At 72.6% G+C, this 26,426-nt stretch carries 23 protein-coding genes; 9 read left to right on the top strand and 14 right to left on the bottom strand.

Features of this window, described 5'->3' with window-relative positions; translation table 11 throughout:
• Positions 1 to 103 precede the first annotated feature (103 nt).
• From AB0E62_RS05950 to AB0E62_RS05935, 4 genes are all read right to left on the bottom strand, one after another.
• Entirely contained in the window at positions 104 to 493 is a 390-nt protein-coding gene (locus AB0E62_RS05950; RefSeq protein WP_362188670.1) for a hypothetical protein, read from the bottom strand.
• Positions 494 to 602: 109 nt separating this feature from the next.
• Positions 603 to 4,322 carry an ABC transporter ATP-binding protein gene (locus AB0E62_RS05945; RefSeq protein ID WP_362188667.1) on the bottom strand — a complete coding sequence of 1,240 codons (3,720 nt, stop codon included), beginning with the start codon at positions 4,320 to 4,322 and terminating at the stop codon, positions 603 to 605.
• A gap of 122 nt (positions 4,323 to 4,444) precedes the next feature.
• Positions 4,445 to 5,470 (bottom strand): esterase-like activity of phytase family protein, encoded by a 1,026-nt coding sequence (locus AB0E62_RS05940; RefSeq protein ID WP_362188666.1) that lies wholly within the window; start codon positions 5,468 to 5,470, stop codon positions 4,445 to 4,447.
• 52 nt (positions 5,471 to 5,522) lie between these two features.
• On the bottom strand, positions 5,523 to 6,446 hold the full coding sequence (locus AB0E62_RS05935; protein WP_362188663.1) for a serine hydrolase: 924 nt from the start codon (positions 6,444 to 6,446) through the stop codon (positions 5,523 to 5,525).
• A 272-nt stretch (positions 6,447 to 6,718) separates the two neighbouring features.
• Here AB0E62_RS05935 and AB0E62_RS05930 point away from each other — a divergent pair, with 272 nt between their 5' ends.
• Positions 6,719 to 7,075 (top strand): peptidase inhibitor family I36 protein, encoded by a 357-nt coding sequence (locus tag AB0E62_RS05930; protein WP_362188660.1) that lies wholly within the window; start codon positions 6,719 to 6,721, stop codon positions 7,073 to 7,075.
• A gap of 277 nt (positions 7,076 to 7,352) precedes the next feature.
• On the opposite strand, the gene AB0E62_RS05925 is transcribed toward AB0E62_RS05930, so the two are convergent.
• From AB0E62_RS05925 to AB0E62_RS05905, 5 genes are all read right to left on the bottom strand, one after another.
• A complete protein-coding gene (locus AB0E62_RS05925) occupies positions 7,353 to 7,484 on the bottom strand; it encodes a hypothetical protein (protein WP_362188658.1) in 132 nt (43 codons plus the stop codon).
• A gap of 181 nt (positions 7,485 to 7,665) precedes the next feature.
• On the bottom strand, positions 7,666 to 8,241 hold the full coding sequence (locus tag AB0E62_RS05920; RefSeq protein WP_362189171.1) for a UTRA domain-containing protein: 576 nt from the start codon (positions 8,239 to 8,241) through the stop codon (positions 7,666 to 7,668).
• A gap of 90 nt (positions 8,242 to 8,331) precedes the next feature.
• Positions 8,332 to 10,017, bottom strand: a complete 1,686-nt coding sequence (locus AB0E62_RS05915) for a thiamine pyrophosphate-binding protein (protein WP_362188655.1) — start codon at positions 10,015 to 10,017, stop codon at positions 8,332 to 8,334.
• Positions 10,014 to 10,994: an agmatinase gene (gene speB, locus AB0E62_RS05910; RefSeq protein WP_318203416.1), complete on the bottom strand. Its 981-nt coding sequence runs from the start codon at positions 10,992 to 10,994 to the stop codon at positions 10,014 to 10,016. Before speB ends, AB0E62_RS05915 begins: the two co-directional genes overlap by 4 nt.
• Positions 10,995 to 11,050: 56 nt before the next feature.
• The gene (locus tag AB0E62_RS05905; protein WP_362188652.1) at positions 11,051 to 12,511 is read right to left on the bottom strand and encodes a sodium:solute symporter; all 1,461 of its coding nucleotides are present in this window, start codon (positions 12,509 to 12,511) and stop codon (positions 11,051 to 11,053) included.
• Between the two features lie 175 nt (positions 12,512 to 12,686).
• On the opposite strand from AB0E62_RS05905, the gene AB0E62_RS05900 reads away from it, so the two are divergent.
• Both AB0E62_RS05900 and AB0E62_RS05895 read left to right on the top strand, forming a co-directional pair.
• Complete coding sequence (locus tag AB0E62_RS05900) at positions 12,687 to 14,216, top strand: PucR family transcriptional regulator (RefSeq protein WP_362188649.1); 1,530 nt, start codon at positions 12,687 to 12,689, stop codon at positions 14,214 to 14,216.
• Positions 14,217 to 14,294: 78 nt separating this feature from the next.
• A complete protein-coding gene (locus AB0E62_RS05895) occupies positions 14,295 to 15,083 on the top strand; it encodes a phosphatase (RefSeq protein ID WP_362188647.1) in 789 nt (262 codons plus the stop codon).
• A gap of 116 nt (positions 15,084 to 15,199) precedes the next feature.
• Here the strand turns inward: AB0E62_RS05895 and AB0E62_RS05890 are convergent, their stop codons facing one another.
• The 4 genes from AB0E62_RS05890 to AB0E62_RS05875 form a co-directional block, all read right to left on the bottom strand.
• Positions 15,200 to 15,583 (bottom strand): hypothetical protein, encoded by a 384-nt coding sequence (locus AB0E62_RS05890; RefSeq protein WP_362188644.1) that lies wholly within the window; start codon positions 15,581 to 15,583, stop codon positions 15,200 to 15,202.
• Between the two features lie 247 nt (positions 15,584 to 15,830).
• Complete coding sequence (locus AB0E62_RS05885) at positions 15,831 to 16,706, bottom strand: acyl-CoA thioesterase II (protein ID WP_362188641.1); 876 nt, start codon at positions 16,704 to 16,706, stop codon at positions 15,831 to 15,833.
• Positions 16,707 to 16,741: 35 nt separating this feature from the next.
• On the bottom strand, positions 16,742 to 17,899 hold the full coding sequence (locus AB0E62_RS05880; protein ID WP_362188638.1) for an acyl-CoA dehydrogenase family protein: 1,158 nt from the start codon (positions 17,897 to 17,899) through the stop codon (positions 16,742 to 16,744).
• Positions 17,900 to 18,304: 405 nt separating this feature from the next.
• The gene (locus AB0E62_RS05875) at positions 18,305 to 18,901 is read right to left on the bottom strand and encodes a TetR/AcrR family transcriptional regulator (protein WP_362188635.1); all 597 of its coding nucleotides are present in this window, start codon (positions 18,899 to 18,901) and stop codon (positions 18,305 to 18,307) included.
• Positions 18,902 to 18,997: 96 nt separating this feature from the next.
• Here AB0E62_RS05875 and AB0E62_RS05870 point away from each other — a divergent pair, with 96 nt between their 5' ends.
• Genes AB0E62_RS05870 through AB0E62_RS05855 form a run of 4 tightly spaced genes read left to right on the top strand, consistent with a single transcriptional unit; the run spans position 18,998 to position 24,646 of the window.
• Entirely contained in the window at positions 18,998 to 20,614 is a 1,617-nt protein-coding gene (locus tag AB0E62_RS05870) for a carboxyl transferase domain-containing protein (RefSeq protein WP_362188633.1), read from the top strand.
• A gap of 11 nt (positions 20,615 to 20,625) precedes the next feature.
• Entirely contained in the window at positions 20,626 to 22,542 is a 1,917-nt protein-coding gene (locus AB0E62_RS05865) for an acetyl/propionyl/methylcrotonyl-CoA carboxylase subunit alpha (RefSeq protein ID WP_362188630.1), read from the top strand.
• Positions 22,539 to 23,480: a hydroxymethylglutaryl-CoA lyase gene (locus tag AB0E62_RS05860; protein ID WP_362188627.1), complete on the top strand. Its 942-nt coding sequence runs from the start codon at positions 22,539 to 22,541 to the stop codon at positions 23,478 to 23,480. Before AB0E62_RS05865 ends, AB0E62_RS05860 begins: the two co-directional genes overlap by 4 nt.
• Positions 23,481 to 23,485: 5 nt before the next feature.
• Entirely contained in the window at positions 23,486 to 24,646 is a 1,161-nt protein-coding gene (locus AB0E62_RS05855) for an acyl-CoA dehydrogenase family protein (RefSeq protein ID WP_362188624.1), read from the top strand.
• A gap of 83 nt (positions 24,647 to 24,729) precedes the next feature.
• Here the strand turns inward: AB0E62_RS05855 and AB0E62_RS05850 are convergent, their stop codons facing one another.
• Complete coding sequence (locus AB0E62_RS05850) at positions 24,730 to 25,359, bottom strand: flavin reductase family protein (RefSeq protein ID WP_362188621.1); 630 nt, start codon at positions 25,357 to 25,359, stop codon at positions 24,730 to 24,732.
• A gap of 472 nt (positions 25,360 to 25,831) precedes the next feature.
• Here AB0E62_RS05850 and AB0E62_RS05845 point away from each other — a divergent pair, with 472 nt between their 5' ends.
• Both AB0E62_RS05845 and AB0E62_RS05840 read left to right on the top strand, forming a co-directional pair.
• A complete protein-coding gene (locus tag AB0E62_RS05845; protein ID WP_362189168.1) occupies positions 25,832 to 25,948 on the top strand; it encodes an NUDIX domain-containing protein in 117 nt (38 codons plus the stop codon).
• A gap of 3 nt (positions 25,949 to 25,951) precedes the next feature.
• Entirely contained in the window at positions 25,952 to 26,167 is a 216-nt protein-coding gene (locus AB0E62_RS05840) for a hypothetical protein (RefSeq protein ID WP_362188618.1), read from the top strand.
• Positions 26,168 to 26,426 lie beyond the last annotated feature (259 nt).

The following is a 26,426-nucleotide window of genomic DNA, read 5'->3' as shown; positions in this document are numbered from 1 at the left end:
GCACTCTCCCCTGTGAGACAGATGTGCGCCGGAAACTATCCCAGCAAGTCGCGCCCCACCAGAGGACGTTCGCCCGGTCGCCGGGCCGCCCCTGCTCAGCGGTTCAGCACAGGATCCAGCCGGAGCTGACCGAGGAGCGGCCCACCGAACCCTTGATCCAGACGCAGCGGTGCCCGGCGTGCACGGTCACCGGGCCGGCCAGCCGGGTGTAGCGGCCCTTGTCGACGACCGGCCGGTTGCCGCGCGCCTGCACGCTGACCGACATGACGCGGGCGGGGCCGGGGACGCGGGCGACGGTGACGGCACAGACGTAGCCGTCGCGCTTGTAGACGTGGGTGATGCCGGTCTTGAACGGCAGGGTCCGCACCTCGCGCCCGGCGCAGCCACCGGACGCGGCCTGCGCGGTCCCGGTCGCCGTCAGCGCGAGCGCGCCGGACGCGGCCAGCACGGCCGCGCCGAGGGCCAGCCGCCGGCGTATCCCACCACTGTCCACTTCGTCCTCCCCGTACCCTTCACACTCCCCCGTCTCCGTACTGATGTACGGACGCACGGATGTGCCGGATGGTTGCACGACCGTCAGCCAAACGCCTCGGCGGGGCCTCTCACCGGGACACCCCGACCGGCTCCTCCGGCTCGGGCCGGCCGACGAAGGTCCGCCACAGCTCGGCGTACCGGCCGCCGCGGGCCAGCAGCTCCTCGTGGGTGCCGTCCTCGGCGACCCGGCCGTGGTCCATCACCACCACCCGGTCGGCGCGGGCCGCCGTGGTCAGCCGGTGCGCCACCACCAGCGTGGTACGGCGGCCCGCCAGCCGGTCGGTGGCCTGGTTGACCTGCGCCTCGGTGGCCAGGTCCAGGGCGGCCGTGGCCTCGTCCAGCAGCAGGACGTCCGGGTCGACCAGTTCGGCGCGGGCCAGGGCGATCAGCTGGCGCTGGCCCGCCGAGAGGTTCCGGCCGCGCTCGGCCACCTCGTGCAGATAGCCGCCCGGCAGCCGGGCGATCATCTCGTGCGCGCCGACCGCCCGGGCCGCCGCCTCCACCTCGGCGTCGGTGGCGTCGGGCCGGCCGTAGGCGATGGCGTCGCGGACGGTCCCCGGGAAGAGGTACGCCTCCTGGGGCACCACCCCGAGCCGGTGCCGGTACGAGGTCAGGTCCAGGGCGCGCAGGTCCGTGCCGTCGACCGTGACCCGCCCGGCGGTCGGGTCGTAGAACCGCGCGACCAGCTTGACCAGGGTCGACTTCCCGGCGCCCGTCTCCCCGACGAAGGCGACCGTCTGCCCGGCCGGGATCGTCAGGTCGATGCCGGTGAGGGCCTCCTCCTCGTCGCCGTAGGCGAACCGGACCCCCTCGAAGGCGATGTCACCACGCAGCGAGAGTACGTCGAGCGGGGCGTCGGCGGTCTCGGTGGACGTCGGCTCGCGCAGCAGTTCCTGGATGCGGCCCAGCGAGACCGTGGCCTGCTGGTAGCCGTCGAAGACCTGGGAGAGCTGCTGGACGGGCGCGAAGAACAGGTCGATGTAGAGCAGGTAGGCCACCAGGGCGCCGGTGGTGAGCGTGGCCGCCTCCACCCGGCCCGCGCCCGCGATCAGCACGGACGCCGCCGCGACCGACGACAGCAGTTGCACGAACGGGAAGTACACCGAGATCAGCCACTGGCCGCGGATGCGGGCGCTCCGGTAGTCGGCACTGCGCTCGGCGAACCGCCGGCCGCCGTCCCGCTCCCGCCGGAAGGCCTGCACGATCCGCAGCCCGGACACGGTCTCCTGGAGGTCGGCGTTGACCGCCGAGACCCGCTCGCGGGCCAGTTCGTACGCCTTCACACTGGCCCGGCGGAAGAAGAAGGTGGCCACGGCCAGCGGGGGCAGGGTGGCGAAGACGACCAGGGCCAGCCGCACGTCGAGGACCAGCAGGGCGGCCATGATGCCGAAGAAGGTGACGACCGAGACGAACGCGGTGACCAGGCCCGTCTGGAGGAAGGTCGACAGGGCGTCGACGTCCGTGGTCATCCGCGTCATGATGCGGCCGGTCAGCTCGCGCTCGTAGTAGTCCAGGCCGAGCCGCTGGAGCTGGGCGAAGATCTTCAGCCGCAGGGTGTAGAGCACGCGCTCGCCGGTGCGGCCGGTCATCCGGGTCTCGGCGACCTGCGCGGCCCACTGCACCGCCACGGTCAGCAGGGCGAGCAGGGAGGCCGACCACACCGCGCCGATCGCCATGCGGGTCACGCCGGAGTCGATGCCGTGCCGGATCAGCACCGGCAGCAGCAGGCCCGCGCCCGCGTCCACGGCGACCAGCGCCAGGCTGACCAGCAGCGGCGGCCAGAAGCCGCGCAGCAGGCGGCGCAGGCCGTAGGAGTCCTCGGGGAGCGTCGCGCGGCCCTCGTCGATGTCCGGGGTGTCGGTGGCCGGGGGCAGCGCCTCGACCTGGGCGAGCAGCTCCGGGGTGGCCGGGGAGCCGGACAGCGCCTGGTCCTTGGGCTCGCGGTCGCCGGTCCACAGCCGGGGGGTCACGCCCCGCTCGGCGTCGAACTCGGCGTCCAGCTCGTCCCGGACGGAGGTGTCCTCGGCGGGAGCGGCCGGGCGGGCGCGGCCCGGGGAGACGCCGCCCAGCTCGTCCGGGTCGGTGAGCAGCCGGCGGTAGAGGGCCGAGCGTTCCTGGAGCTCGTCGTGCGTGCCGAGGTCGGCGAGCCGGCCGCCGTCCAGGACGGCGATGCGGTCGGCGAGGTTCAGGGTGGAGCGGCGGTGGGCGATGAGCAGGGTGGTGCGGCCGCGCATCACGTGCTTCAGCGCCTCGTGGATCTCGTGCTCCACGCGGGCGTCGACGGCCGAGGTGGCGTCGTCCAGGACCAGCAGGCGGGGGTCGGTGAGCAGGGCGCGGGCGAGCGCGAGGCGCTGGCGCTGGCCGCCGGAGAGGGTCAGGCCGTGTTCGCCGACCTTGGTGGCGTATCCGTCGGGCAGCTCGGCGATGAAACGGTCCGCCTGGGCGGCGCGGGCGGCGGCCTCGATCTCCTCGTCGGTGGCGTCGGGGCGGCCGTAGGCGATGTTGTTGCGGACGGTGTCGGAGAAGAGAAACGAATCTTCGGGGACGAGTCCGATCGCGGCCCGCAGCGAGTCCAGGGTCAGCTCGCGCACGTCGTGGCCGCCGATCAGGACGGCACCCCGGTGGACGTCGTAGAAGCGCGGCAGGAGCAGCGAGAGGGTGGACTTGCCGGAGCCCGAGGAGCCGACCACGGCGAGCGTCTCGCCCGGCCGGACCTCGAAGCTGATCCCCTCCAGGACCGGGCGCGTGTCGTCGTAGCCGAAGCTCACGTCGTCGAACTCGACGGTCGCGGGCGCGTCGGCGGGCAGCTCCTTGGTGCCGTCCTTCAGGGCCGGCTCGGTGTCGATCAGCTCCAGCACGCGCTCGGTGCCGGCCCGGGCCTGCTGGCCGACCGTGAGCACCATGGCGAGCATGCGGACCGGGCCGACGAGCTGGGCCAGGTAGGTGGAGAAGGCCACGAAGGTGCCGAGCGTGATGTGGCCGTGCACGGCGAGCCAGCCGCCGAGGGCCAGCATGGCGACCTGGCCGAGCGCCGGGACGGCCTGGAGGGCCGGGGTGTACCGGCTGTTCAGGCGGATGGTGCGCAGCCGGCCCGCGAACAGCCGGCGGCCGACCTCGCGGAGCTTGTTGGTCTCCTGCTCCTCCTGCCCGAAGCCCTTGACCACGCGCACACCGCTGACCGCGCCGTCGACCACGCCGGCCACGGCGGCGGCCTGCGCCTGGGCGTACCAGGTGGCCGGGTGCAGCCGGGTGCGGCTGCGCCGGGCGATCCAGCCGAGGGCGGGGGCGACGGCGAGGGCGACCAGGGTCAGCGGCAGCGACAGCCAGGCCATGATGACCAGGGAGATCAGGAAGAGCAGGACGTTCCCGATGGTCATCGGGAGCATGAACAGCAGGCCCTGGATCAGCTGGAGGTCGCTCGTCGCGCGGCCGATGACCTGCCCGGTGGACAGCTCGTCCTGTCGGCGGCCGTCCAGCCGGGTGATCGTGCCGTACATCTCGGTCCGCAGGTCGTGCTGGACGTCGAGGGCGAGCCGGCCGCCGTAGTAGCGGCGTATGTAGGTGAGGACGTAGACGAGGACGGCGGCGCCTACGAGGGCGCCGGCCCAGGGGGCCATGGCGCGGCTGTGGTCGCCGATCACGTCGTCGATGATCACCTTGGTGATCAGGGGGACGACGGCCATCACCGCCATGCCGGCGAGGGACGAGCCCAGGGCCAGGACGACGTCCTTCGGATACCGCCAGGCGTATCCCGCCAGCCGCCGTGCCCATCCCCGTTGCGCTGCCACGCCGGTGCCTTCCGCTCGTCCTGCCCTACCGGAAGGCACCAACGCGGCGGGGTGCGGATTTCATCCCTCCGCAACAATCGCCGACGCTGGCGCGGTGGTGGGCGGGGGTGCGGTACGCGGCGTCAGGTGCGGACCCGTAGCCAGTAGAAGCGTGTGGTCTGGGCCGGGTTCTGGTTGTCGTCGCTGACCAGGAGGACCTTCAGGCGGCCCCGGGGGTCGCGGCCGGTGATCGTCATGCCTTCGATGTTGTCCAGCAGCGGGTTGGGCTGGGGCTGCCTGGCCGTGGCGCCGAGCGACGGGCAGGCCGCGATGTCGGCGAGCAGGGTCTTCCGCACCGTCCGGACGCCGTCCTGCCCCGTCAGGTACTCGATGTCCGCGGTGTTCGTCGCGTGACGGGGATCGGCGAGGTACAGACGGACGGTGTTGCCGACGCCGGCGGTGAAGCCGCGCTCCAGGACGAGGAGGCGGCCGTCGGGGGTGGCCTGGACCTCGGGGACGCCGAGGCCGGGGTCGGTGCGGTAGGCGTACTGGGCGGCGGGCGCGAAGTGGTCGCGGTGGCGCTGCCAGGTCTGGAAGCGGACGAGGCCGGCGGGGTCGCCCGCTATCGCGTACTCCATGGAGGCCAGCAGGGTGCGGCCGCCGGGCAGCAGGGTCAGCCCCTCGAAGGTCTGGTTGGCGGTGGCCCGGCCGGCCGGGGCGACCTGGAGGGCGGCGGGCACGGGCAGCCGGTCGAGGAGGCGGCCGTCGGGGCCGTAGCGCCGGACGGACGGCTCGGTCTCGGAGGAGACGAGCCGGGTGCCGTCGCGGTCGACGGCCAGGCCCTCGGAGTCGAGGCCGGCGCCCTTCTCGTCGGTGAGGCCGACCACCCCGCGCGGGCGGAGGGTGCGGGCGTCCAGCCGGAACAGGGAGGAGCGGTCTGCGAGGGCCGCGAGCGAGCCGTCCCGGTCCACGGCGAGTGCGGAGAGGTTGCCGGTGTAGACGGACTCGTACGTCGTCTTGTCGAGCGCGTCGGAGAAGCGGTCGAGGGAGACGTACGGCGAACAGTCGTGGGTGCCGGGCGCGTGGGCGGCGGCGGGCCCGGCGGCGGTCAGGGAGGTGACCGCCGCCAGGCCGGCGGCGAGGCCGGCGCATACGGTTCTCAGGCGCATGGCGTCACCGTAGGGCCGGCCGGTGACGTGCGGGAGACCGCCTCGTGAAGCGTCAGCCCTGCGGCGGCGCGGCGACGAACGCCTCGCGCGGCTCGCTGGTCGGGGTGAAGCGGGTGACACCGGACTTGACCGGCACCAGGTCCTTGTGGATGGCCTTGGCGACGTTCTGGATGGTGGTCACGCCGTAGTTCATCGTGCTGTTGTCCTGCGTCAGCACGGTGATCATGTAGTCGTGGCCGGCGCCCTTGAAGGTGCCCAGGCTGTGCACGCGCCAGCCGTGCGTGGAGCGCTGGAGCCAGCCGTTCTTGACGTGCACGGAGACCGAGGACGGCGCGCCGGCCGGGGTGCCCCAGCGCTGCGAGGAGACGACCTGCCCCATCAGCTTCAGGATGTACTCGCGGGAGTTGTCGCTCAGCACGCTGTTCTTGACGGTGAGGAGCGACAGCAGCTTCTGCTCGTCCTTGACGTTCTCCTGGGTCAGGCCCCAGTAACCGCCCGAGCCCGGCACGGTCTTGGTCATGCCGGCGGCCTTGAGGAAGCCCTTGATCTTCGTCATGCCGAGCTGCTTCCAGAGCTTGCTGGTCGCGTTGTTGTCGGACTGGGTGATCATGGCCTTGGCGAGCGACTGCTCGGTGCTCGTCAGGTACCGGTTGTGCTTCTTGGCGTCCCACAGCAGCGTGGCGAGCACGGTGACCTTGACGGTGCTGGCCGAGTCGTACGCGCTGGTGGCCCGCAGGGTGCAGGTGGTCTTGGTGCTGCGGTCGTACAGGCCGACGGCGACGGTGCCCTTGCGGTTCGCGAGGGCGGCCGTGATGTCCTTCTTCAGCTTGGCGGCGAGGCCGGCCTTGGCCGACGTGCAGCTCACGGCCGGGGTGGCGGCGGCGGCCGGGGTGGCGGCGGTGACGGCGGGTATGAGCAGCGCGGCACTGACGACGGCCGCGAGCGCGCCGGCCCGGCCGGTGGTCCGGTGAGTCATGAAAAAAGTCCCCTTGGAGGTCCGGGCGTCCCCCTGAACGCCCTTGAGCGCACCCGTGCGCTGCCTTAGTGGACTCGCCAGCACGGTCGACGGTTGCACGTACGTTCGGAAAAGCGGGAATGCTCACCGGCCCGGTCCGACTAGTCCCACTTCTTCCCTCACATCGGGGACGGGGAGATGCCCCCCGGGCGTGTCAGATCAGCCCGCCCTCACCATGTCGATGCCCGGCGCACCGCCCTGCCGGTCATCCGACTCCCTTTCCTGGAGAGCCCATGAAGCACTTCCGCTCCTGGACGCTGGCCGCCGCCCTCGCCCTGACCGGCGTACTCCTGCCCACCCAGACCGCGACGGCCAAGGCCGCCCAGCCCTCCTGCCCGGACGGCTCCGTCTGCTTCTGGAGCGGCGAGAACTTCGGCGGCTCCTCCTGGGAGTGGACGTCCCGCAGCGGCTACCGCGACATGCCGCCGTTCCTCCACGACCACGTGGGCTCGTTCGTCGCCTCCACCCGCGCGTGTTTCATCAACTGGGGCCCGGTGGAGAAGCGCGACGTCTTCAACGGCGACTGGCGCTCGCGCTACCTGGGCGACTTCGGCGGCCGCATCGACGGGGTGGGGCCGGGGGGCTGCTGACCCGCCGGGGGCGTTCGCCTCGTACGGAAGTCCGTACAGCGCGGATGCCCGTTGGCTAGAGTTGCCGGAGACGTGGGCTGTACTGATTCGCGGCACGGGGGAAAGGACGCGGATGCGTCAGGACACGTCAGCGCGGTGTGGTCTGGCCCCGGGGGCCACCGGAGCCAGACCGCAGTGCATGCGCCGGGTGGGTCCGGCCGATCTCAGGCCGGTCGGACTCGCCTCGCCATCCGGCGAAGTCCTCCCCTTCGGCCCGAACCACATCCGCGACATCGCCCTACTTGGCGAACGCCTCCACACACACCGCGACAAGGGGGGCCAGTGGCGTCAGGATCGCGACCGTGACCCGCACCCATCGGGGAAGCGGTTCCGGCGCGCTCTCCGCGGTGCCACGCCTGCTCCTTGCCATGCCAGCGCTCCTCTCGCCGTAGCGTCCCGCGCACTGCGGGATCCGGCCCTGACGGACCGGAGCACTGGACGGCGGTCGAAGCACCAGCGACTCAGAGCATACTGGCCACCGGTCGGCCGAGTCGGCCTCTTTCGGCCATCAAGTCCCCCGAGAATCAGGGAAGTTCCGCCGCACCGGCGATTCACGCCTCGAAGTCGTACTCCAGCACATAGGCCGACGAGTCCAGCACCATCTCGTTGACCTCGACGGCGGTCCCTTCCGCGTCGAAGGCGGTGCGCGCGATCAGCACGACCGGCACGCCCACCGGCAGCTCCAGCCGCTCGGCCTCCTCCGCGCCCGGCATCCGGGACCTGACCTCCTCCCGGAACCGAACGGGCCCGCGCCCCAACTCCGCGAGCCGCGCGTACGTGCCTCCCGGCCCGGTATCCGGCCGGGTGATCGCCGTACCCGCGACGAGCCCGGCCGGCAGCCAGGACGTGGACAGCAACACCGGCTTGCCGTCGAGCACGAACCGGCGCCGCCGGACACAGACGTTGGCGTCCTCGCCGAGTCCCAGCACCGCCGCGACGGCAGCGGGCGCCGCTCCCTCGGTCACCTCGACCGAGTCCACGACCAGTTCCCGGTCCCCGATGTCGGCGGACCAGATGGAACGCCCCTCGGCCCAGCGCTCCCGCGCGAGCCGCTCGATGCCCCGGCGGCGGAGCTCCGCCGCGTTCCGCTGGTACTTGGGCTGCCGCCCCGTCTCCCGGCCGCTCATCCAGACCTCTTCTCCGGACATCTCCAGATGTTTCCCGACGTTTCCAGAGAAGAGATGCCCGATGACCGGAATGTGGATGCGTCCCCTGACTCAGCCCAGGTGAGTCGGTGCGAACATCCGCAGCACCGCCGGGAGTACGACCACCGACGGGCCCGGGGTCCTCAGGGCCCTGCCCAAGTCCTCTTGCAGGGTGTCCGGGGTCGTGTGCACCCCCGTCACGCCGAAGGACTCCGCCAGGGCCACGTAGTCCGGGCGGTGGAGTTCCGTGGCCGTCGGTTCGCCGAAGGCGTCCGTCATGTACTCGCGCAGGATGCCGTAGCCGCCGTCGTCGATGATCAGCCAGGTGACGGGGAGGTCGTACTGCTTGGCCGTAGCCAGTTCGGCGATGGAATACAGGGCTCCGCCGTCGCCGGAGACCGCGAGGACCGGGCGGCTCGGGTCGGCCGCCGCCGCGCCGAGGGCCGCCGGGAAGCCGTAGCCGAGGCCGCCCGCGCCCTGGGCGGAGTGCATCAGGTTCGGACCCTGCGCGTCGAACGCCGACCAGGCCCAGTACGCCAGGATCGTCATGTCCCAGAACGACGGGGAGTCGGTGGGCAAGGCTCGGCGGACGGATGACAGGACCTGCTGCTCCAGGGTCAGGTTCTGCCCGTCTATGCGGGCCGCGACCTTTGTCAGCAGCTCGCGGACGCGCTCCCGTGCCGACTCGTCCGGGCGGTCCTCCACCGTCTCCAGCAGGGCCTGGAGGGCCAGGCGGGCGTCCGCGTGGATGCCCACGGCCGGGTGGTTGGACTCCAGTTTGCCGAGGTCGGCCTCGATCTGGATGACCCGGCCCCGGGGGGCGAACGTGTGGTAGTTGGAGGAGAGTTCGCCGAGGCCCGAGCCGACTACCAGCAGGACGTCCGCGTCCTCCAGGAAGTCCGTCGTGTGGCGGTCCTCCAGCCAGGACTGGAGGGAGAGCGGGTGGTTCCAGGGGAACGCGCCCTTGCCGCCGAACGTCGTCACCACCGGCGCGTTCAGCTTCTCCGCCAGCAGCCGCAGCTTGCCCGAGGCGTCCGACCGTACGACCCCGCCGCCCGCGAGGATCACCGGGCGTTCGGCGTGGGACAGCAAGTGGGCCGCCAGCGCCGTCAGTTCGGGGCGCGGGGGCAGGTCGTCCGGCGTCGCGTCCGGTGCCGTCACCACCGGCAGGGAGGTCTCCGCCAGCAGGACGTCCTGCGGGATCTCCACCCACACCGGGCCGTGCGGGGCCGTCAGCGCCGACTTCCAGGCCGCCGCGATCGCCGACGGGATCTGGGACTGGCCGCGGACCGTGTGGACCGACTTCACCACGCCCCGGAACGAGGCCGCCTGGTCGGGGAGTTCGTGGAGGTAGCCCTTGCGGGCCCCGCCCAGCCCCGCGACCGGGATCTGGCTGCCGATCGCCAGTACCGGCGCGCTGGCCGCCGCCGCCTCCTGGAGCGCGGCCAGCGAGGTCAGCGCGCCCGGGCCCGTGGAGAGGAGCAGCGGCGCCGCCTCGCCGGTGACCCTGCCGTACGCGTCGGCCGCGAAGCCCGCGTTGTTCTCCACCCTCAGGCCGATGTAGCGCAGCGAAGAGCGGCGCAGGGCGTCGAACATGCCGAGGGCGTGCTGGCCGGGCAGCCCGAAGACCGTCGTCGCGCCGAGCCCGGCCAGCGTCTCCACGACCAGGTCTCCGCCGTTGCGCCCCGGGGGCGGGTTCAGGGCGGCGGTGATCTGCGCCGGCGTCGGGCGGAGTACCAGGTCGTGGTCGTGGGTCACTTCGCTTCAGCGTCCTTCCGGGCCGCGGCGATCTGGCGGCTCATGATGGTGGTCAGTTCGTAGGCCGTGTGGGAGGCCGCCACCGAGGTGATCTCCGCGTGGTCGTACGCGGGCGCCACCTCGACGACGTCGGCCGACACCAGGTTGCAGGACGCCAGGCCGCGCAGGATCTCCAGCAGCTCGCGGGAGGTCATGCCGCCCGCCTCCGGGGTGCCGGTGCCGGGCGCGTGCGCCGGGTCCAGGCAGTCGATGTCGATGGAGATGTACAGCGGGCGGTCGCCGATGCGCTGGCGCAGCTGGTCGGCCACCTCGTCGGCGCCCCGGCGGTATACGTCCGCCGAGGTGACGATGCCGAAGCCCATCTTCTCGTCGTCGGTGAGGTCCTGCTTGCCGTACAGCGGGCCGCGGGTGCCGACGTGGGAGAGGGCCGAGGTGTCGAGGATGCCCTCCTCCACCGCGCGCCGGAACGGGGTGCCGTGGGTGTACTCGGCGCCGAAGTAGGTGTCCCAGGTGTCCAGGTGGGCGTCGAAGTGCAGCAGGGCCACGGGGCCGTGCTTCTTCGCGACCGAGCGCAGCAGCGGCAGGGCGATGGTGTGGTCGCCGCCGAGGGTCATCAGGCGGGCGCCGGTGCCGAGCAGGTCGTCGGCGGCGGCCTCGACGGTCTCCACGGCCTCGTTGATGTTGAACGGGTTCACCGCGATGTCGCCGCCGTCGGCGACCTGCGCGAGGGCGAACGGGGAGGCGTCCTGCGCCGGGTTGTACGGGCGCAGCAGCCGGGACGCCTCGCGGATGGCGTTGCCGCCGAAGCGGGCGCCGGGGCGGTACGAGACGCCGGAGTCGAACGGGACGCCCACCACGGCGACATCGGCGGTGCCGACCTCGTCCAAGCGGGGCAGCCGGGCGAAGGTCGCGGGGCCGGCGTACCGCGGGACGCGGGAGGAGTCGACGGGGCCGCGGGGCGTCTCGTTGCTGCTCATACTGAAATGCCTTCTTTCTTGCGCTTCATCGCGCATGTACTGCTTTCCCGGTGACTCTACTGGTGAGCCGGGACCGGTTCGGACGGGAGTTCGGGGGAGCGTCCGGCGAGGCGCTCGCGCCAGGCGGCGAGGACGGCCTCGTCGGTGGGCCGGGTGGCCAGGGAGACGGCGACGTAGGCCGCGAGGGAGGCCAGCAGGCCGTAGTAGACGGGCTCGTTGGCGAGGATGCCGTAGCCGGCCATCAGGCCGATGACGGCCAGGCCGCCGACGGCGACGGCGGCCAGCGCGCCCTTCGCCGTGCCGCGCTTCCACAGCAGGCCGCCGAGGATGGGCACCAGCAGGCCGCCGACGAGCAGGTTGTACGCCACGGTGAGCGCCTGGACCACGTCGTTCAGCGCGATGGCGGTGCCGATCACGGCGAGGCCCATGACGAGGATGAAGGCGCGGTTGCCGGCGACCTCGTCGTGCTCCTCCCCCTCGCGCTCGGCGAGGCCGCGCAGCCGGGACCAGATGTCGTTGTTGGCGACCGTGGCGCAGGCGATCAGGGCGCCGGAGGACGTCGACATCACGGCGGCCAGGGCGGCGGCCAGCACCAGGCCGCGCACGCCGACGGGGAGTTCGTCCTTGACGATGGTGGCGAAGGCGTCGTCGGGGCTGCCCAGCTTCGGGTAGAGCACCTTGGCGGCGGTGCCGATGACCGCGCCGGCGACGGCGTAGGCCAGGCAGTAGGTTCCGGCCACCGTGCCGCCCCAGCGGGCGGTCCGGTCGCTGCGGGCGGTGAACACGCGCTGCCAGATGTCCTGGCCGATCAGCATGCCGAACGTGTAGATCAGCACGTACGTGAAGATGGTCTCGCCGCCGACGCCGAGCGGGTCGAAGTAGGAGGTCGGCAGCTTCGCCCGCATCTCGGCGAAGCCGCCCGCCTTGACCACCGCGATGGGCAGCAGCAGGAGCAGCACGCCGATCGTCTTGACGACGAACTGCACCATGTCGGTCAGCGTGATGGACCACATCCCGCCGAGGGTGGAGTACGCCACGACGATCGCGCCGCCGATGACGATCGCCACCGTGCGGTTCACGTCGAACAGCACGTCGAAGATGGTGGCGTAGGCGATGGTGGAGGTCACCGCGAGCATCAGGGTGTACGCCCACATGACCACGCCGGAGATCACCCCGGCCCGGCCGCCGTAGCGCAGGTCCAGCATCTCGGAGACGGTGTAGACCTTCAGGCGGGCGATGCGGGCGGAGAAGAACACGGACAGGGCGAGGAGTCCGAGGCCGATGGTGAGGACCATCCAGGCGCCGGACAGGCCGTACTGGTAGCCGAGCCCCACGCCGCCGATGGTGGACGCGCCGCCGAGGACGATCGCCGCCATGGTGCCGGAGTACATGGCGGGGCCCAGGCGGCGGCCCGCCACCAGGAACTCGCTCTTGGACTTGGCACGGCGCATGCCCCACCAGCCCATCGCCAGCATGCCGGCGAGATAGACGACGATCACTGTGTAGTCGACGGCCATGGGGCGGCCCTCCTTCGCGCACTGTCCGGTGGCGTGTCGTGCAGATGCTTCGGGGATGTGTCGGCAGCGGCTCGCGGGGACATCCGCCCGTACCCGCGACTGCCGTGCTCACTTGACAGTAGGTGGCCGGAAAGCGACTGCGAAGTGTACGTTTCATCCAGAGGAACGGGGCGGGATGGAGGGTGTGCACACCATGCCGGACACGACCGCACCGGCCCCGGCCCCGGCCGTCCCGCCGACACCGCCGGTGCCGCTCCAGGCGCTGCTGGCCCGGGAGGACCTCGCCCTGCGGCGGATCGCCGGGCCCGCGGACCCCGGGATCGTGATCCACGGGGCGCACACCTCGGAGATGACCGACCCCTCCCCCTATCTGCTGGGCGGCGAGCTGCTGCTCACCGCCGGTGTGCACATCCCGGCGGCGGGCCCCTCCGGTGCGTACTTCGACGGTTACGTCTCCCGGATCGTGGCGGGGGGCGGCACGGCCCTCGGCTTCGGGGTGGCCCCGGTGCACGACACGGTCCCGCCCGCCCTGGTCGCCGCCTGCGAGCGGCACGGCCTGCCGCTGCTGGAGGTACCGCCGCGGACCACGTTCTCGGCCGTGGCCCGCGCGGTCTGGCAGCTGATGGCCCAGGCCCGGCTGGCCGAGCTGCGCCGCGTCACCGAGGCCCAGCAGAGCCTCGCCGCGGCCGCCGCCCGCCCCGATCCCGTCCCCTCGGTCCTCCGCCGGCTCTCCCGGCACCTGTCCGGCCGCGCGGTCCTCTACGGGCCGGACGGCACGGAGATCGCGGGAGCGGGACGGGAGACGGAGACGGAGACGCCGCAGGACGTGCGGGCGGCCCTGGCCAGGCTGGCCGGAGTGGTCCGGCCGGCCTCCCACCCGGCCGGAGCCCCCTCGCGCCCCTCCTCCGCCACCGACACCCACGGCGGGACGCACCTCGCCGTGTACGCGCTCGGGGCCGGGGAGGGCTTCGTGCTCGGGGTGGCCAGTGCGCGGCGGGAGGCCGGGGACCACACCATCGCGTCCGTCGCCGCCGTGCTGCTCGCGCTGCTGACCGGGGAGCACCACAGCGGGGCCGGCGCGGCCCGGTCCTCCGCGCTGGTACGGCTGCTGCTCGGCGCCCCGCCCGAGGAGGTGGCCCCGCTGCTCGGCACCGGCCGGTGGCTCGTCGTGCACGCCCGGCCGGAGGCCCAGGCACCGGACCCGGTCGCCGCCGCCGCGCTCGGCACCGCCCTGGGCTCGCCGCTGGTCGACCTGGCCGGAGACGTCGTACGGGTGCTGGTGTCCGAGGACCGGACACCGCGGCCGCAGCCCGGCTGGACCCTCGGGGTGAGCGCCCCGGCCGAGCCCCGGGAGTGGCCGGCCGCCGACACCCAGGCCGCCCGCGCCCTGGCCCGGGCCCGCGCCGTCCGCGCCCCGCTGCTCAATCACGCGGCCCGGCCGGCGCTCGCCGACCTGGTGCCGGCGGCGGACGCCGAGACGCACGCCCGTACCCTGCTCGCCCCCCTCGCCGGGCAGCCCGCGCTCGCCGAGACGCTGCGCGCCTGGCTGTCGCTGCACGGCAGCTGGGACCGTACGGCGGTGGCGCTGGGCGTGCACCGCAACACCGTGCGGCAGCGCGTCGCCCGCTGCGCGGCCCTGCTGGACACCGACCTGGACGACCCGGACGTGCGCATGGAGCTGTGGTTCGCCCTGCGCCGGGGCTGACCGCGCCGGTGCGTGACCCCCGTCCCAGCGGGCGGTGTCCCGGGGACCGGCGCCGCCCGCTCCCCCACAATGGGAGCCATGCCGATACCCGGGACACCCAGCCGCGCCCAGCTCGTCGACCATCTGGTGCGCACCCGCATCGCGGGGGACGTCGCCACGCCCCGCGAGAACAACCTCTCCCACTACCGTCAGCTCGCCAACGGTGTCCGCAACTTCTGGCTCGGCCTGGAGCTGGGCGACCGCTGGACCGACGAGCAGGACGTGCTCGCGGTGATGGCCGAGCGGGTGGGCGTCAACGACGACCCGGAGTACCGCCACGGCCAGGACACCATCGATCCCGAACTGACCGTGGACGCGCTGGAGCGGATGGCGGGGCGGCTGCGCAAGGCGGCCGAGGGGCGCCAGCGGGTGCTGTTCGCGACCGGCCACCCGGGCGGGCTGCTGGACGTGCACCGGGCCACGGCCGCCGCGCTGCGCGCCGCCGGCTGCGAGATCGTGGTCATCCCGGACGGGCTGAGCACGGACGAGGGGTACGTCATGCAGTTCGCGGACGTGGCCGTGCTGGAGCACGGGGCGACGCTGTGGCACACCCACTCCGGGGAGCCGATGCGGGCCGTCCTGACCGGACTCGAGCGCGCGGGGCGCCCGCTGCCGGACCTGGTCGTCGCCGACCACGGCTGGGCCGGGTACGCGGGGCAGCACGGCGTGGACTCCGTCGGGTACGCCGACTGCAACGACCCGGCGCTCTTCCTCGCCGAGGCGGAGGGCACCGTACAGGTGGTGGTCCCGCTGGACGACCATGTGGTCAGCCCCCGTCACTACGACCCGATGACGGCGTATCTGCTGGCCGAGGCGGGACTGGCCTGACGGCTCGTCACTCCGGCCGCTCCGGCCGCTCCGGCCGCTCCCGCCGCTCCGGCCGCGGGAACGACGTGCGGCCCCGCTGAGCGGGGCCGCACACCTTGTTCGGTTGTCAGGCCGGGTCAGTGACCGCCGCCACCACCGCCGTGGCCGCCGCCGCCACCGCCGTGACCGCCGCCACCACCGCCGTGGCCACCGCCACCGCCGTGGTCGCCGCCACCGCCGTGGCCGCCGCCGCCGTAGCCGCCGTGGTCGCCGCCGTAGCCGCCGTGGTCGCCACCGTAACCGCCGTGGTCACCGCCGTAGCCGCCGTGGTCGCCGTAGTCGTCGTCGTCATCGTCGTTCCACCAGCCGCCGCCGTGGTCGTCGTCGTACCGGCTGTAGGAACTGTCGCTGCCGTGTTCCGAGGCGGAGGCCGTCGCGGCCGTGCCGAACGCGGCTCCGCCCGCCAGCAGCAGACCGGAGGCGGACAACGCGACAAGACGCCTCGTGCGCTGTGATCGCATGGGAATACCTTCCATCTCCATCGTCTCTCACGGCTCCCCTGGGGAAGCGTGAGGTGGATGGCCGTCGCCGCGGCTGTGCGGAAGATGCGGCGCGGTCTTCAGGTGTCACCGCAGCGGAAAGGAACGGAACCACCGGAAGCCGGGGGTTGTGGGACTCCCCGCGTCCAGGGCATGCCGTTCGCTGCGGCCCTTCACCCAGAGAGCCTAATCGGACATACGCCACAAGTCATCTCGTGGAGCGCATCCGTCACAGCTGTCTCGGAACGCGGACCAGGCCCTCCTGGATGACCGTGATGGCGAGCCGTCCGTCCTGCGTGTATATGCGGGCCTGGCCCAGGCCCCGGCCGCCGGACGCGGACGGCGACTCCTGGTCGTACAGCAGCCATTCGTCGGCGCGGAAGGGCCGGTGGAACCACATCGCGTGGTCCAGGGACGCCCCGACGACGTCCCCGACGGCCCAGCCGCCGCGCCCGTGGGCGAGCAGCACGGAGTCGAGCAGGGTCATGTCGGAGACGTAGGTGGCGAGGACGACGTGCCGCAGCGGGTCGGCGCCGTCGAGCTTGCCGTTGACGCGGAACCACACCTGGGAGTGCGGCTCGCGCGGCGCGCCGTAGCGGCCGTACGGCGGCTCGTCCACGTACCTGAGGTCGATCGCCTCGCGGGCCTCCAGGAACCTCTCGACCACCTCGGGGGCCAGGTGGCGGTAGCCGCGCAGCCGCTCCGGGGAGGTGGGCAGGGTCGCCGGGTCGGGCGCGGCGGGCATGGGCGCCTGGTGCTCCAGGCCGTCCTCGTACGTCTGGAAGGACGCGGAGAGGTGGAAGATCGGCTTGCCGTGCTGGACGGCGACCACCCGGCGGGTGGTGAAGGACCGGCCGTCGCGGATGCGGTCCACGGTGTAGACGATCGGCGCGCCCGGGTCGCCGGGGCGCAGGAAGTACGCGTGCAGGGAGTGGGGAAGCCGGTCCGCGGGGACCGTGCGCCCGGCGGCCACCAGCGCCTGCGCCGCGACCTGCCCGCCGAAGACGCGCGGGACGACGGCGGAGCGGGACCGGCCGCGGAAGATGTCCTCCTCGATCTGCTCGAGGTCGAGCAGATCGAGGAGGTCCTGGAGTGCCTGGCTCATGAGGTGCAGGTATACCGCCCGGGGACCCGGGGTCCTCAGAGACCCATGTCCTTGGCGATGATCGTCTTCATGATCTCGCTGGTGCCGCCGTAGATGCGGTTGACGCGGTTGTCCGCGTACAGGCGGGCGATCGGGTACTCGTTCATGTAGCCGTAGCCGCCGTGCAGCTGGAGGCAGCGGTCGATGACGCGGTGCGCGACCTCGGTGCAGAACAGCTTGGCGGAGGCGGCCTCGGCGGGGGTCAGCTCGCCGGCGTCCAGCGCCTCCAGCGCGCGGTCGGCGACGGCCTCGGCGGCGTCCACCTCGGCCTGGCAGGCGGCCAGCTCGAACTTGGTGTTCTGGAAGTGCGCGACCGGCTTGCCGAAGACGGTGCGGTCCTGCACGTACTGCTTGGCGAACCGGACGGCGGCCTTGGCCTGGGCGTAGGCGCCGAAGGCGATGCCCCAGCGCTCGGAGGCCAGGTTGTGGCCGAGGTAGTAGAAGCCCTTGTTCTCCTCGCCGAGCAGGTCCTCGACGGGCACCTTGACGTCCACGAAGGCCAGTTCGGCGGTGTCGGAGGTGCGCAGGCCCAGCTTGTCCAGCTTGCGGCCGATGGAGTAGCCCTCGGACTTGGTGTCCACGGCGAACAGGGAGATGCCGTGGCGGCGGTCCTCGGCGGTGGGCGCGGAGGTGCGGGCGCAGACGATCACCTTGTCGGCGTGGACGCCGCCGGTGATGAAGGTCTTGGCGCCGTTGAGGACGTAGTGGGTGCCGTCCTCGCTCAGCTTGGCGGTGGTCTTCATGCCCGCGAGGTCGGAGCCGGTGCCCGGCTCCGTCATCGCGATGGCCCACATCTCCTCGCCGGTGACGAACTTCGGCAGGTAGCGCTTCTTCTGGTCCTCGGTGGCGAGCATCTTGATGTACGGCAGGGCGAGCAGCACGTGCACGCCGGAACCGCCGAACTGGACGCCCGCGCGCGCGGTCTCCTCGTAGAGGACGGCCTCGAACTTGTGGGTCTCCAGGCCCGCGCCGCCGAACTCCTCGGGCACGCTGATGCCGAAGACGCCCAGATCGCCGAGCTTGTAGTAGAAGTCGCGCGGCGCCTGGCCGGCGGCGAACCACTCGTCGTAGACCGGGACGACCTCGGCCTCGATGAAGGCGCGGATGGTCTCCCGGAACGCCTCGTGATCCTCGTTGAACACCGTACGGCGCACGCCGCCACCTCCACGTACCTCGGCATGACTTCGGCCATGTCTAAGCGCTTGCTCACTCACCGTACCGGCGAGTACGGAACTCCGTCCAGAGGGGTTCGGCCGTAATACTCGTCACGCGTTCCGCGCCGGCGCGACCAGACCCACGCGCGGCGCCCCGAAAAGAGACCCGGACACCCGCCGGCCCACCGCGCACGACATCCCCACGGACCCCGACGGCCGGTTCGCCCCGACGGCCGGTTCGCTCCGAGGGGCGGGATCGCGGCGGCCGAGCCGGTCCCCGGGGCGTGGCCCCGGCAGACGGGCCGGCCCACCGGGCACGTGTCCTGACGGAGTACGGCCCTCCGGACACGGGGTCCTGACAGACCGGTCACGCCACAGCGCGCACCGGGAGAACAAGCCCTACGGCTACGCCACTCCCGCCGCCTCGAACGCCCCCCGCGCCATCCGGTGCAGGAGGTCCGCCGTCGTGCCCCGGCCGGGGAGGGTGCCGGCGCGGCCGAGGTGGGGGGTGGAGTTGAGCAGGCCGAAGACGGAGTGCACGGCCGAGCGGGCGGCCGGTTCGGTCAGGTCCGGGTAGACCTCGCGGACCACCTGCACCCACAGCTCCACGTACTGCCGCTGGAGCTGGCGCACCAGCTTGCGGTCGCTGTCGCGCAGCCGGTCCAGCTCGCGGTCGTGCAGGGTGATCAGCGGGCGGTCGTCCAGGGCGAAGTCGATGTGCCCCTCGATCAGGGAGTCCAGGACGCGGGTCGCGGGGGTCCCGTCGGCCTCCGCCAGCCGGCGCCGGGCACCGGTCAGCAGCTGTCCGCTGATGCCGACCAGCAGCTCGGCGAGCATCGCGTCCTTGCCCGGGAAGTGCCGGTACAGGCCGGGGCCGCTGATGCCGACCGCGGCGCCTATCTCGTCGACACCGACGCCGTGGAAGCCGCGGTCGGCGAACAGCCGGGCGGCCTCCTTGAGGATCTGCTCGCGGCGGGTCGGGGCGTCGGTTCTGCTGGCCATGCCGTCAATTCTAGACAGCGGGGTTAGCGGTCGTTAACCTGAAGGAAATGGTTAACGCTCATTAACACGTTCGGACACCGGTGAGGGGACCGCAGGATGCAGGAGGCACCGGAGCTTCACAGCGCGGCCGATCCCGCGTCACAGGGCTGGCGGGCCAACGAGGAGGCCCATCTCGCACTCGTGGAGGAGCTGCGCGCCAAGCTGGCCGCGGCGGCCCTCGGCGGCGGTGAGAAGGCCCGGGCGCGGCACACCGCGCGCGGCAAACTGCTGCCGAGGGACAGGGTGGACACGCTGCTCGACCCGGGCTCGCCCTTCCTGGAGCTGGCGCCGCTCGCGGCCGACGGGCTGTACGACGGGCAGGCCCCGGCCGCCGGGGTGATCGCCGGCATCGGGCGGGTCAGCGGCCGCGAGTGCGTGATCGTGGCGAACGACGCCACGGTCAAGGGCGGCACGTACTACCCGATGACGGTCAAGAAGCACCTGCGCGCCCAGGAGGTGGCCCTGGACAACCGGCTGCCGTGCGTCTATCTGGTCGACTCCGGCGGAGCCTTCCTGCCGATGCAGGACGAGGTGTTCCCCGACCGGGACCACTTCGGCCGGATCTTCTACAACCAGGCCCGGATGTCCGGCGCCGGCATCCCGCAGATCGCGGCCGTCATGGGCTCCTGCACGGCGGGCGGGGCGTACGTCCCGGCGATGAGCGACGAGGCCGTGATCGTGCGGAACCAGGGCACGATCTTCCTCGGCGGGCCGCCGCTGGTGAAGGCGGCCACCGGCGAGGTCGTCACCGCCGAGGAACTGGGCGGCGGCGAGGTGCACTCCCGGGTCTCCGGTGTCACCGACCACCTCGCCGAGGACGACGCGCACGCGCTCAGGATCGTCCGGGACATCGTGGCCACGCTCCCGGCCCGGCGGTCGCTGCCGTGGGAGGTCCGGCCGTCCGTCGAGCCCAAGGTCGACCCTCACGGGCTGTACGGCGCCGTCCCGGTGGACTCCCGTACCCCCTACGACGTCCGGGAGATCATCGCGCGCGTGGTCGACGGTTCCCGGTTCGCCGAGTTCAAGGCCGAGTTCGGGCAGACCCTGGTCACCGGGTTCGCGCGGATCCACGGCCACCCGGTGGGGATCGTCGCCAACAACGGCATCCTGTTCGCCGAGTCCGCCCAGAAGGGCGCCCACTTCATCGAGCTGTGCGACCAGCGCGGCATCCCGCTGGTGTTCCTCCAGAACATCTCCGGCTTCATGGTGGGCAAGGACTACGAGGCGGGGGGCATCGCCAAGCACGGCGCCAAGATGGTCACGGCGGTGGCCTGCACCCGCGTGCCCAAGCTGACGGTGGTGGTCGGCGGTTCCTACGGCGCGGGCAACTACTCGATGTGCGGCCGGGCCTACTCCCCCCGCTTCCTGTGGATGTGGCCCAACGCCAAGATCTCCGTGATGGGCGGCGAGCAGGCCGCGTCCGTGCTGGCGACCGTCAAGCGGGACCAGCTGGAGGGCCGCGGCGAGGAGTGGCCCGCCGAGGAGGAAGAGGCGTTCAAGGCGCCGATCCGCGCCCAGTACGAGCGCCAGGGCAACGCCTACTACGCCACCGCCCGGCTCTGGGACGACGGCGTGATCGACCCGCTGGACACCCGCCAGGTCCTCGGTCTGGCCCTGACGGCCTGCGCCAACGCGCCTCTGGGAGACCCCCAGTTCGGCGTCTTCCGGATGTGAGGAGGGGAACCGTGTTCGACACAGTGCTGGTGGCCAACCGGGGCGAGATCGCCGTACGCGTGATCCGTACGCTGCGCGCCCTGGGCGTGCGCTCGGTGGCGGTCTTCTCCGACGCCGACGCCGACGCGCGGCACGTACGGGAGGCCGACACGGCGGTCCGGATCGGCCCGGCGCCGGCCGCCGAGAGCTATCTGTCGGTGGAGCGGCTGCTGGAGGCCGCCGCCCGCACCGGCGCCCAGGCCGTCCACCCCGGGTACGGCTTCCTCGCCGAGAACGCGGCGTTCGCGCGGGCGTGCGAGGAGGCGGGGCTGGTGTTCATCGGCCCGCCCGCGGACGCGATCGCGCTGATGGGCGACAAGATCCGGGCCAAGGAGACGGTCCAGGCGGCCGGGGTGCCGGTGGTGCCCGGCGGACGCGACCCCGAGCTGGCCGAGGCGGCCCGCTCCCTGGGCGCGCCCGTGCTGCTGAAGCCGTCGGCCGGCGGCGGCGGCAAGGGCATGCGCCTGGTGCGGGACCTGGCCGTGCTGGACGAGGAGATCGCCGCCGCCCGCCGCGAGGCCCGCGCCTCCTTCGGTGACGACACGCTGCTGGTGGAGCGGTGGATCGACCGGCCCCGGCACATCGAGATCCAGGTGCTGGCCGACGGCCACGGCAACGTGGTGCACCTCGGCGAGCGCGAGTGCTCCCTCCAGCGGCGCCACCAGAAGATCGTCGAGGAGGCGCCGAGCGTGCTCCTGGACGAGGCGACCCGGGCCGCGATGGGCGAGGCGGCCGTGCAGGCGGCCCGCTCGTGCGGGTACCGGGGCGCGGGCACGGTGGAGTTCATCGTGCCGGGCGCGGACCCGACGCAGTACTACTTCATGGAGATGAACACCCGTCTCCAGGTGGAGCACCCGGTCACCGAGCTGGTGACCGGCCTGGATCTGGTGGAGTGGCAGCTGCGGGTGGCGGCCGGCGAACCGCTGCCCTTCGGCCAGTCCGGCGTCACGCTCACCGGGCACGCGGTGGAGGCCCGGATCTGCGCCGAGGACCCCGCGCGCGGCTTCCTCCCCTCCGGCGGCACGGTCCTGCTGCTGGACGAACCCGAGGGCGACGGGGTGCGCACCGACTCCGGGCTCAGCGAGGGCACCGAGGTGGGCAGCCTGTACGACCCGATGCTGTCCAAGGTCATCGCCTACGGCCCCGACCGCGCGACCGCCCTGCGCAGGCTCCGGGCGGCTCTGGACCGCACGGTCACGCTGGGCGTGCAGACCAACGCCGGGTTCCTGCGCCGGCTGCTGGCCCATCCGGCCGTGGTCTCCGGTGACCTGGACACCGGGCTGGTGGAGCGGGTGGTGGACGACCTGGTCCCCGCCGAGGTGCCCGAGGAGGTGTACGAGGCGGCGGCGGCCGTCCGGCTGGAGGCGCTGAAGCCACGCGCGGAGGGCTGGACCGACCCGTTCTCGGTGCCGGACGGCTGGCGGCTGGGCGGCACCCCGAAGCCGCCCGTCTTCCACCTGCGGGTGCACGAGCCCGTGGCCTACACCCCCCGCGGCGCCCACACCGTCACCGGCGACCGGGTGAGCGTCACCCTGGACGGCGTCCGGCACACCTTCCGCCGCGCCGGGGACTGGCTCGGCCGGGACGGCGACGCCTGGCAGGTGCGCGACCACGACCCGGTCGCCGCGTCCCTGAACCGCGCGGCCCACGCGGGCGCCGACTCCCTCACCGCCCCCATGCCGGGCACGGTGACGGTGGTCAAGGTGGCCGTCGGCGACGAGGTGACCGCGGGCCAGAGCCTGCTGGTGGTGGAGGCGATGAAGATGGAGCACGTCATCTCCGCCCCGCACGCCGGCACGGTCGCCGAGCTGGACGTGACCCCGGGCAGCACGGTCGCCATGGACCAGGTGCTGGCCGTCATCGCCCCGCACGAGGAGGCGGCCGGATGAGCGCCCCGGGACTGCCCATGGCCGTACCGGCCGAGGGACTGCCCGCGCGCGTGCGCATTCACGAGGTGGGCGCGCGCGACGGGCTGCAGAACGAGAAGACGGCCGTACCGACGGCGGTGAAGGCCGAGTTCATCCGCCGGCTGGCCGGCGCGGGCCTGACCACCATCGAGGCGACGAGCTTCGTGCACCCCAAGTGGGTGCCCCAACTGGCCGACGCGGAGGAACTGTTCCCCCGGGTCGCCGGCCTGGACGCGGCCCTTCCGGTGCTGGTGCCCAACCAGCGCGGCCTGGACCGGGCGCTGGCTCTCGGTGCCGAGTACGTCGCGGTGTTCGCGAGCGCCACCGAGTCCTTCGCCAAGGCCAACCTCAACCGGACGCTGGAGGAGTCCCTCGCGGTGTTCGAGCCGGTGGTGCGGCACGCGAAGGACGCGGGCGTGCGGGTGCGCGGCTATGTGTCCATGTGCTTCGGCGACCCGTGGGAGGGCCCGGTGCCGCTCGCCCAGGTGGCGCGGGTGTGCGGGGCGCTGCGCGACATGGGCTGCGACGAACTGAGCCTCGGCGACACCATCGGAGTGGCCACCCCGGGCCAGGTCCGCGCCCTGCTCGCCCTGCTGAACGAACGGGGCGTGCCGACCGACGCGATCGGCGTCCACTTCCACGACACGTACGGGCAGGCGCTCGCCAACACCCTGGCCGCCCTCCAGCACGGCGTCACCACCGTGGACGCCTCCGCCGGGGGGCTCGGCGGCTGCCCGTACGCCAAGTCCGCCACCGGCAACCTCGCCACCGAGGACCTCGTCTGGATGCTGCACGGTCTCGGCATCGAGACGGGGGTCGACCTCGGCCGTCTGACCGCCACCAGCGTGTGGATGGCCGAACAGCTGGGCCGGCCCAGCCCGTCCCGTACCGTCCGCGCTCTCTCCCACAAGGACCAGTGATCAGCATGGACCACCGTCTCAGCCCCGAGCTGGAGGAACTCCGCCGCACGGTGGAGGAGTTCGCGCACGACGTGGTGGCGCCGAAGATCGGCGACTTCTACGAGCGGCACGAGTTCCCCTACGAGATCGTCCGCGAGATGGGCCGCATGGGCCTGTTCGGGCTGCCGTTCCCGGAGGAGTACGGCGGCATGGGCGGCGACTACCTGGCGCTGGGCCTCGCCCTCGAGGAACTGGCCCGGGTGGACTCGTCGGTGGCGATCACGCTGGAGGCGGGTGTCTCGCTGGGCGCGATGCCGCTGCACCTGTTCGGCACGGAGGAGCAGAAGCGGGAGTGGCTGCCCCGCCTGTGCTCGGGCGAGATCCTGGGCGCGTTCGGGCTGACGGAACCGGACGGCGGCAGCGACGCCGGGGCGACCCGTACGACGGCCCGGCTGGACCCGGACACGGACGAGTGGGTGATCAACGGCACCAAGTGCTTCATCACCAACTCCGGTACGGACATCACGGGCCTGGTCACCGTCACCGCGGTCACCGGCCGCAAGCCGGACGGCCGCCCGGAGATCTCCGCCATCATCGTGCCGTCCGGCACCCCGGGCTTCACGGTGGCGGCGCCCTACTCGAAGGTCGGCTGGAACGCCTCCGACACCCGCGAGCTGTCGTTCGCCGACGTCCGTGTCCCCGCGGCCAACCTGCTGGGCGAACAGGGCCGTGGCTACGCCCAGTTCCTGCGCATCCTGGACGAGGGCCGCATCGCCATCGCCGCGCTGGCCACGGGCCTGGCCCAGGGCTGCGTGGACGAGTCGGTGAAGTACGCGAAGGAACGTCACGCCTTCGGCCGCCCGATCGGCGCCAACCAGGCCATCCAGTTCAAGATCGCCGACATGGAGATGAAGGCCCACACGGCCCGCCTGGCCTGGCGCGACGCGGCTTCCCGCCTGGTCGCGGGCGAACCCTTCAAGAAGGAGGCCGCCCTCGCCAAGCTCCACTCCTCCACGGTCGCCGTGGACAACGCCCGCGACGCCACCCAGATCCACGGCGGCTACGGCTTCATGAACGAGTACCCGGTGGCCCGCATGTGGCGCGACTCCAAGATCCTGGAGATCGGCGAGGGCACGAGCGAGGTCCAGCGGATGCTGATCGCCCGGGAACTGGGCCTGGTGGGCTGAGGCGACGCCGCTCGCGCGGGGTTACGGCTGTCCGGGGAGCGGCCGGCTCGGCGGTTCCCCGGACACCACGCCGCGTTCCGTCCTCATGCGCCACAAGCCGCCGCGCGCACCGTTTCCGAGCGGAAGCCGTACCCCACCTCCGGTGCCAGGCCGTGGTAGTGGCGGAAGTTGTAGATGAGCGGGCTCCAGAGAGCGGGGTCGATGTGCTGGGTGCCCGGCACGACGATGCGTTCGTCGGCGTGGACGCGCAGCACCTCGCACTCGACGCTGAGGAAGAGACCCGCTCCGCCCGGCGTCAGCGCCCGGGCCCGTGCCTCGAACTGCAGCGCGCACTCGGCGACCCGCGGCGGCTTCACGAGGTGGGAAGCGTCCGGGGTGAGCCCGGAGGCGGCGAACTTGTCGGGCTCGTACCGGTACGCCGCGCGCTTGCTCTCGGGCACCGGGTTCGCCCCGGTGAGCGGTGCGAGGCGCTCCACCCGCTCCCACAGCTCCGGCGAGGCGACGTTGATCACCAGCTCGGCGCGCGCCGCGAGGTTGCGCGCGGTCTGGCTCTCGCTGCCCACCCCCAGGACGATGTGCTGCCCCAGCGCCCAGGCGGAGGAGATCGGGGCGAGGTTGAACGTGCCGTCGTCGTTCTCGGTGCTCAGCAGGACCACGGGCGTGCCGAAGTACAGGATGCTCGGCCGGACCACTCGGTGGGTGTCAGTCGTCATGGACCAAGACGCTAGGGGCGGAACGTTTCGGTGCACGCCGAAGCATGGTCTGCCGACAGCTCCGGCCATCCCGGCGGTTCCCTGTCCGTGGCGACCACCGACGTGAAGACCGGACAGGGCTTCCTGAACTGGGAGTCCGGCCCGGCGCGGTCGCCGCGGCCGTGTTCCCCCACGCGGTCCAGGAGTCCAGGCTCGTGCCCGCCGAGGACTCCCGTGTCGTACGACTGACGGACCGGGGTCGCGACGCCTTCCGACGACGCCTGGACCTGCCCGACGAGCCCCTCACGGCACGGTGAGCGGGCCCCTCAGGCCGAGCAGGCGCAGACAGCGGCCCTCGGCCAGTACGTTCACCAGGCATGGTCCAAGCCCACGGCGATGACACGAGACCCGAGGCCTCCGTGATCGTCACCCGTGACGATCACGGTCAGGTCGCCGTCCTGACCGCGGAGTTCCCCGGCACGGGGGCGAGTTCCTGTTCCTGCCCCGAGGCAAGGCCGAGGCGGGTGAGACGCCGGAACAGTGCGCCTGCCGCGAACCCCTCGAAGAGACGGGCATCACCGCGCGGTCCTGTCGGCACCTCGGTTCGTAGGCCATGACGCTCGACTCCACCGCCCAGGTCCACCTCTTCCAGGCCGCACAACTCTCCTGCGGCCCTCAGCAACTCATGCCGTGGGAAGCGGACTTCGAGCTCATGTGGTGGACGATGGACGACGCGCTCAGGGCCGTCGGCGAGGGCCGTTTCCTCTTGCAGGGCGGCCCCTTGGCGCTGCTTCTCGCAAGCAGGGTGTCCGTCGGCTTCCGGGGCTGATGGGCTGAGGAGACACCGCTCACGTGAGTTGCGTGGGTTGGGCTGGGCCCGGGTTGCCAGTTGCCGCGGGGCCGCGGAAAGTGGCCGACTGAAGTATCTCGGCCCCTGCCGTCGGCTGCGTTCGCATCGTGGGCCGGCGGTGAGCCCGGTAGAGGGGTGGGGTTGTTTTGGGATGCTTGTCCATAACTAGCCCCCCTCCCCCTCGCCCTCTCACCCGGAGGGCTCGGACAGCCCGGGCCCTCCGACGGGCCGCAAGCCG

The organism is Streptomyces sp. NPDC038707, from assembly GCF_040636485.1.
Taxonomy (GTDB): Bacteria; Actinomycetota; Actinomycetes; order Streptomycetales; family Streptomycetaceae; genus Streptomyces.
This window is presented reverse-complemented; position numbering and strand designations above follow the sequence as displayed.

Coding starts and splice junctions, on each gene's coding strand:
- AB0E62_RS05940 (WP_362188666.1), bottom strand. CDS start 5,470: ATGCGCCTGAGAACCGTATGCGCCGGCCTCGCCGCCGGCCTGGCGGCG.
- AB0E62_RS05935 (WP_362188663.1), bottom strand. CDS start 6,446: ATGACTCACCGGACCACCGGCCGGGCCGGCGCGCTCGCGGCCGTCGTC.
- AB0E62_RS05930 (WP_362188660.1), top strand. CDS start 6,719: ATGAAGCACTTCCGCTCCTGGACGCTGGCCGCCGCCCTCGCCCTGACC.
- AB0E62_RS05925 (WP_362188658.1), bottom strand. CDS start 7,484: ATGGCAAGGAGCAGGCGTGGCACCGCGGAGAGCGCGCCGGAACCGCTT.
- AB0E62_RS05920 (WP_362189171.1), bottom strand. CDS start 8,241: ATGAGCGGCCGGGAGACGGGGCGGCAGCCCAAGTACCAGCGGAACGCG.
- speB (WP_318203416.1), bottom strand. CDS start 10,994: ATGAGCAGCAACGAGACGCCCCGCGGCCCCGTCGACTCCTCCCGCGTC.
- AB0E62_RS05905 (WP_362188652.1), bottom strand. CDS start 12,511: ATGGCCGTCGACTACACAGTGATCGTCGTCTATCTCGCCGGCATGCTG.
- AB0E62_RS05900 (WP_362188649.1), top strand. CDS start 12,687: ATGGAGGGTGTGCACACCATGCCGGACACGACCGCACCGGCCCCGGCC.
- AB0E62_RS05895 (WP_362188647.1), top strand. CDS start 14,295: ATGCCGATACCCGGGACACCCAGCCGCGCCCAGCTCGTCGACCATCTG.
- AB0E62_RS05890 (WP_362188644.1), bottom strand. CDS start 15,583: ATGCGATCACAGCGCACGAGGCGTCTTGTCGCGTTGTCCGCCTCCGGT.
- AB0E62_RS05885 (WP_362188641.1), bottom strand. CDS start 16,706: ATGAGCCAGGCACTCCAGGACCTCCTCGATCTGCTCGACCTCGAGCAG.
- AB0E62_RS05875 (WP_362188635.1), bottom strand. CDS start 18,901: ATGGCCAGCAGAACCGACGCCCCGACCCGCCGCGAGCAGATCCTCAAG.
- AB0E62_RS05870 (WP_362188633.1), top strand. CDS start 18,998: ATGCAGGAGGCACCGGAGCTTCACAGCGCGGCCGATCCCGCGTCACAG.
- AB0E62_RS05860 (WP_362188627.1), top strand. CDS start 22,539: ATGAGCGCCCCGGGACTGCCCATGGCCGTACCGGCCGAGGGACTGCCC.
- AB0E62_RS05855 (WP_362188624.1), top strand. CDS start 23,486: ATGGACCACCGTCTCAGCCCCGAGCTGGAGGAACTCCGCCGCACGGTG.
- AB0E62_RS05850 (WP_362188621.1), bottom strand. CDS start 25,359: ATGACGACTGACACCCACCGAGTGGTCCGGCCGAGCATCCTGTACTTC.
- AB0E62_RS05840 (WP_362188618.1), top strand. CDS start 25,952: ATGACGCTCGACTCCACCGCCCAGGTCCACCTCTTCCAGGCCGCACAA.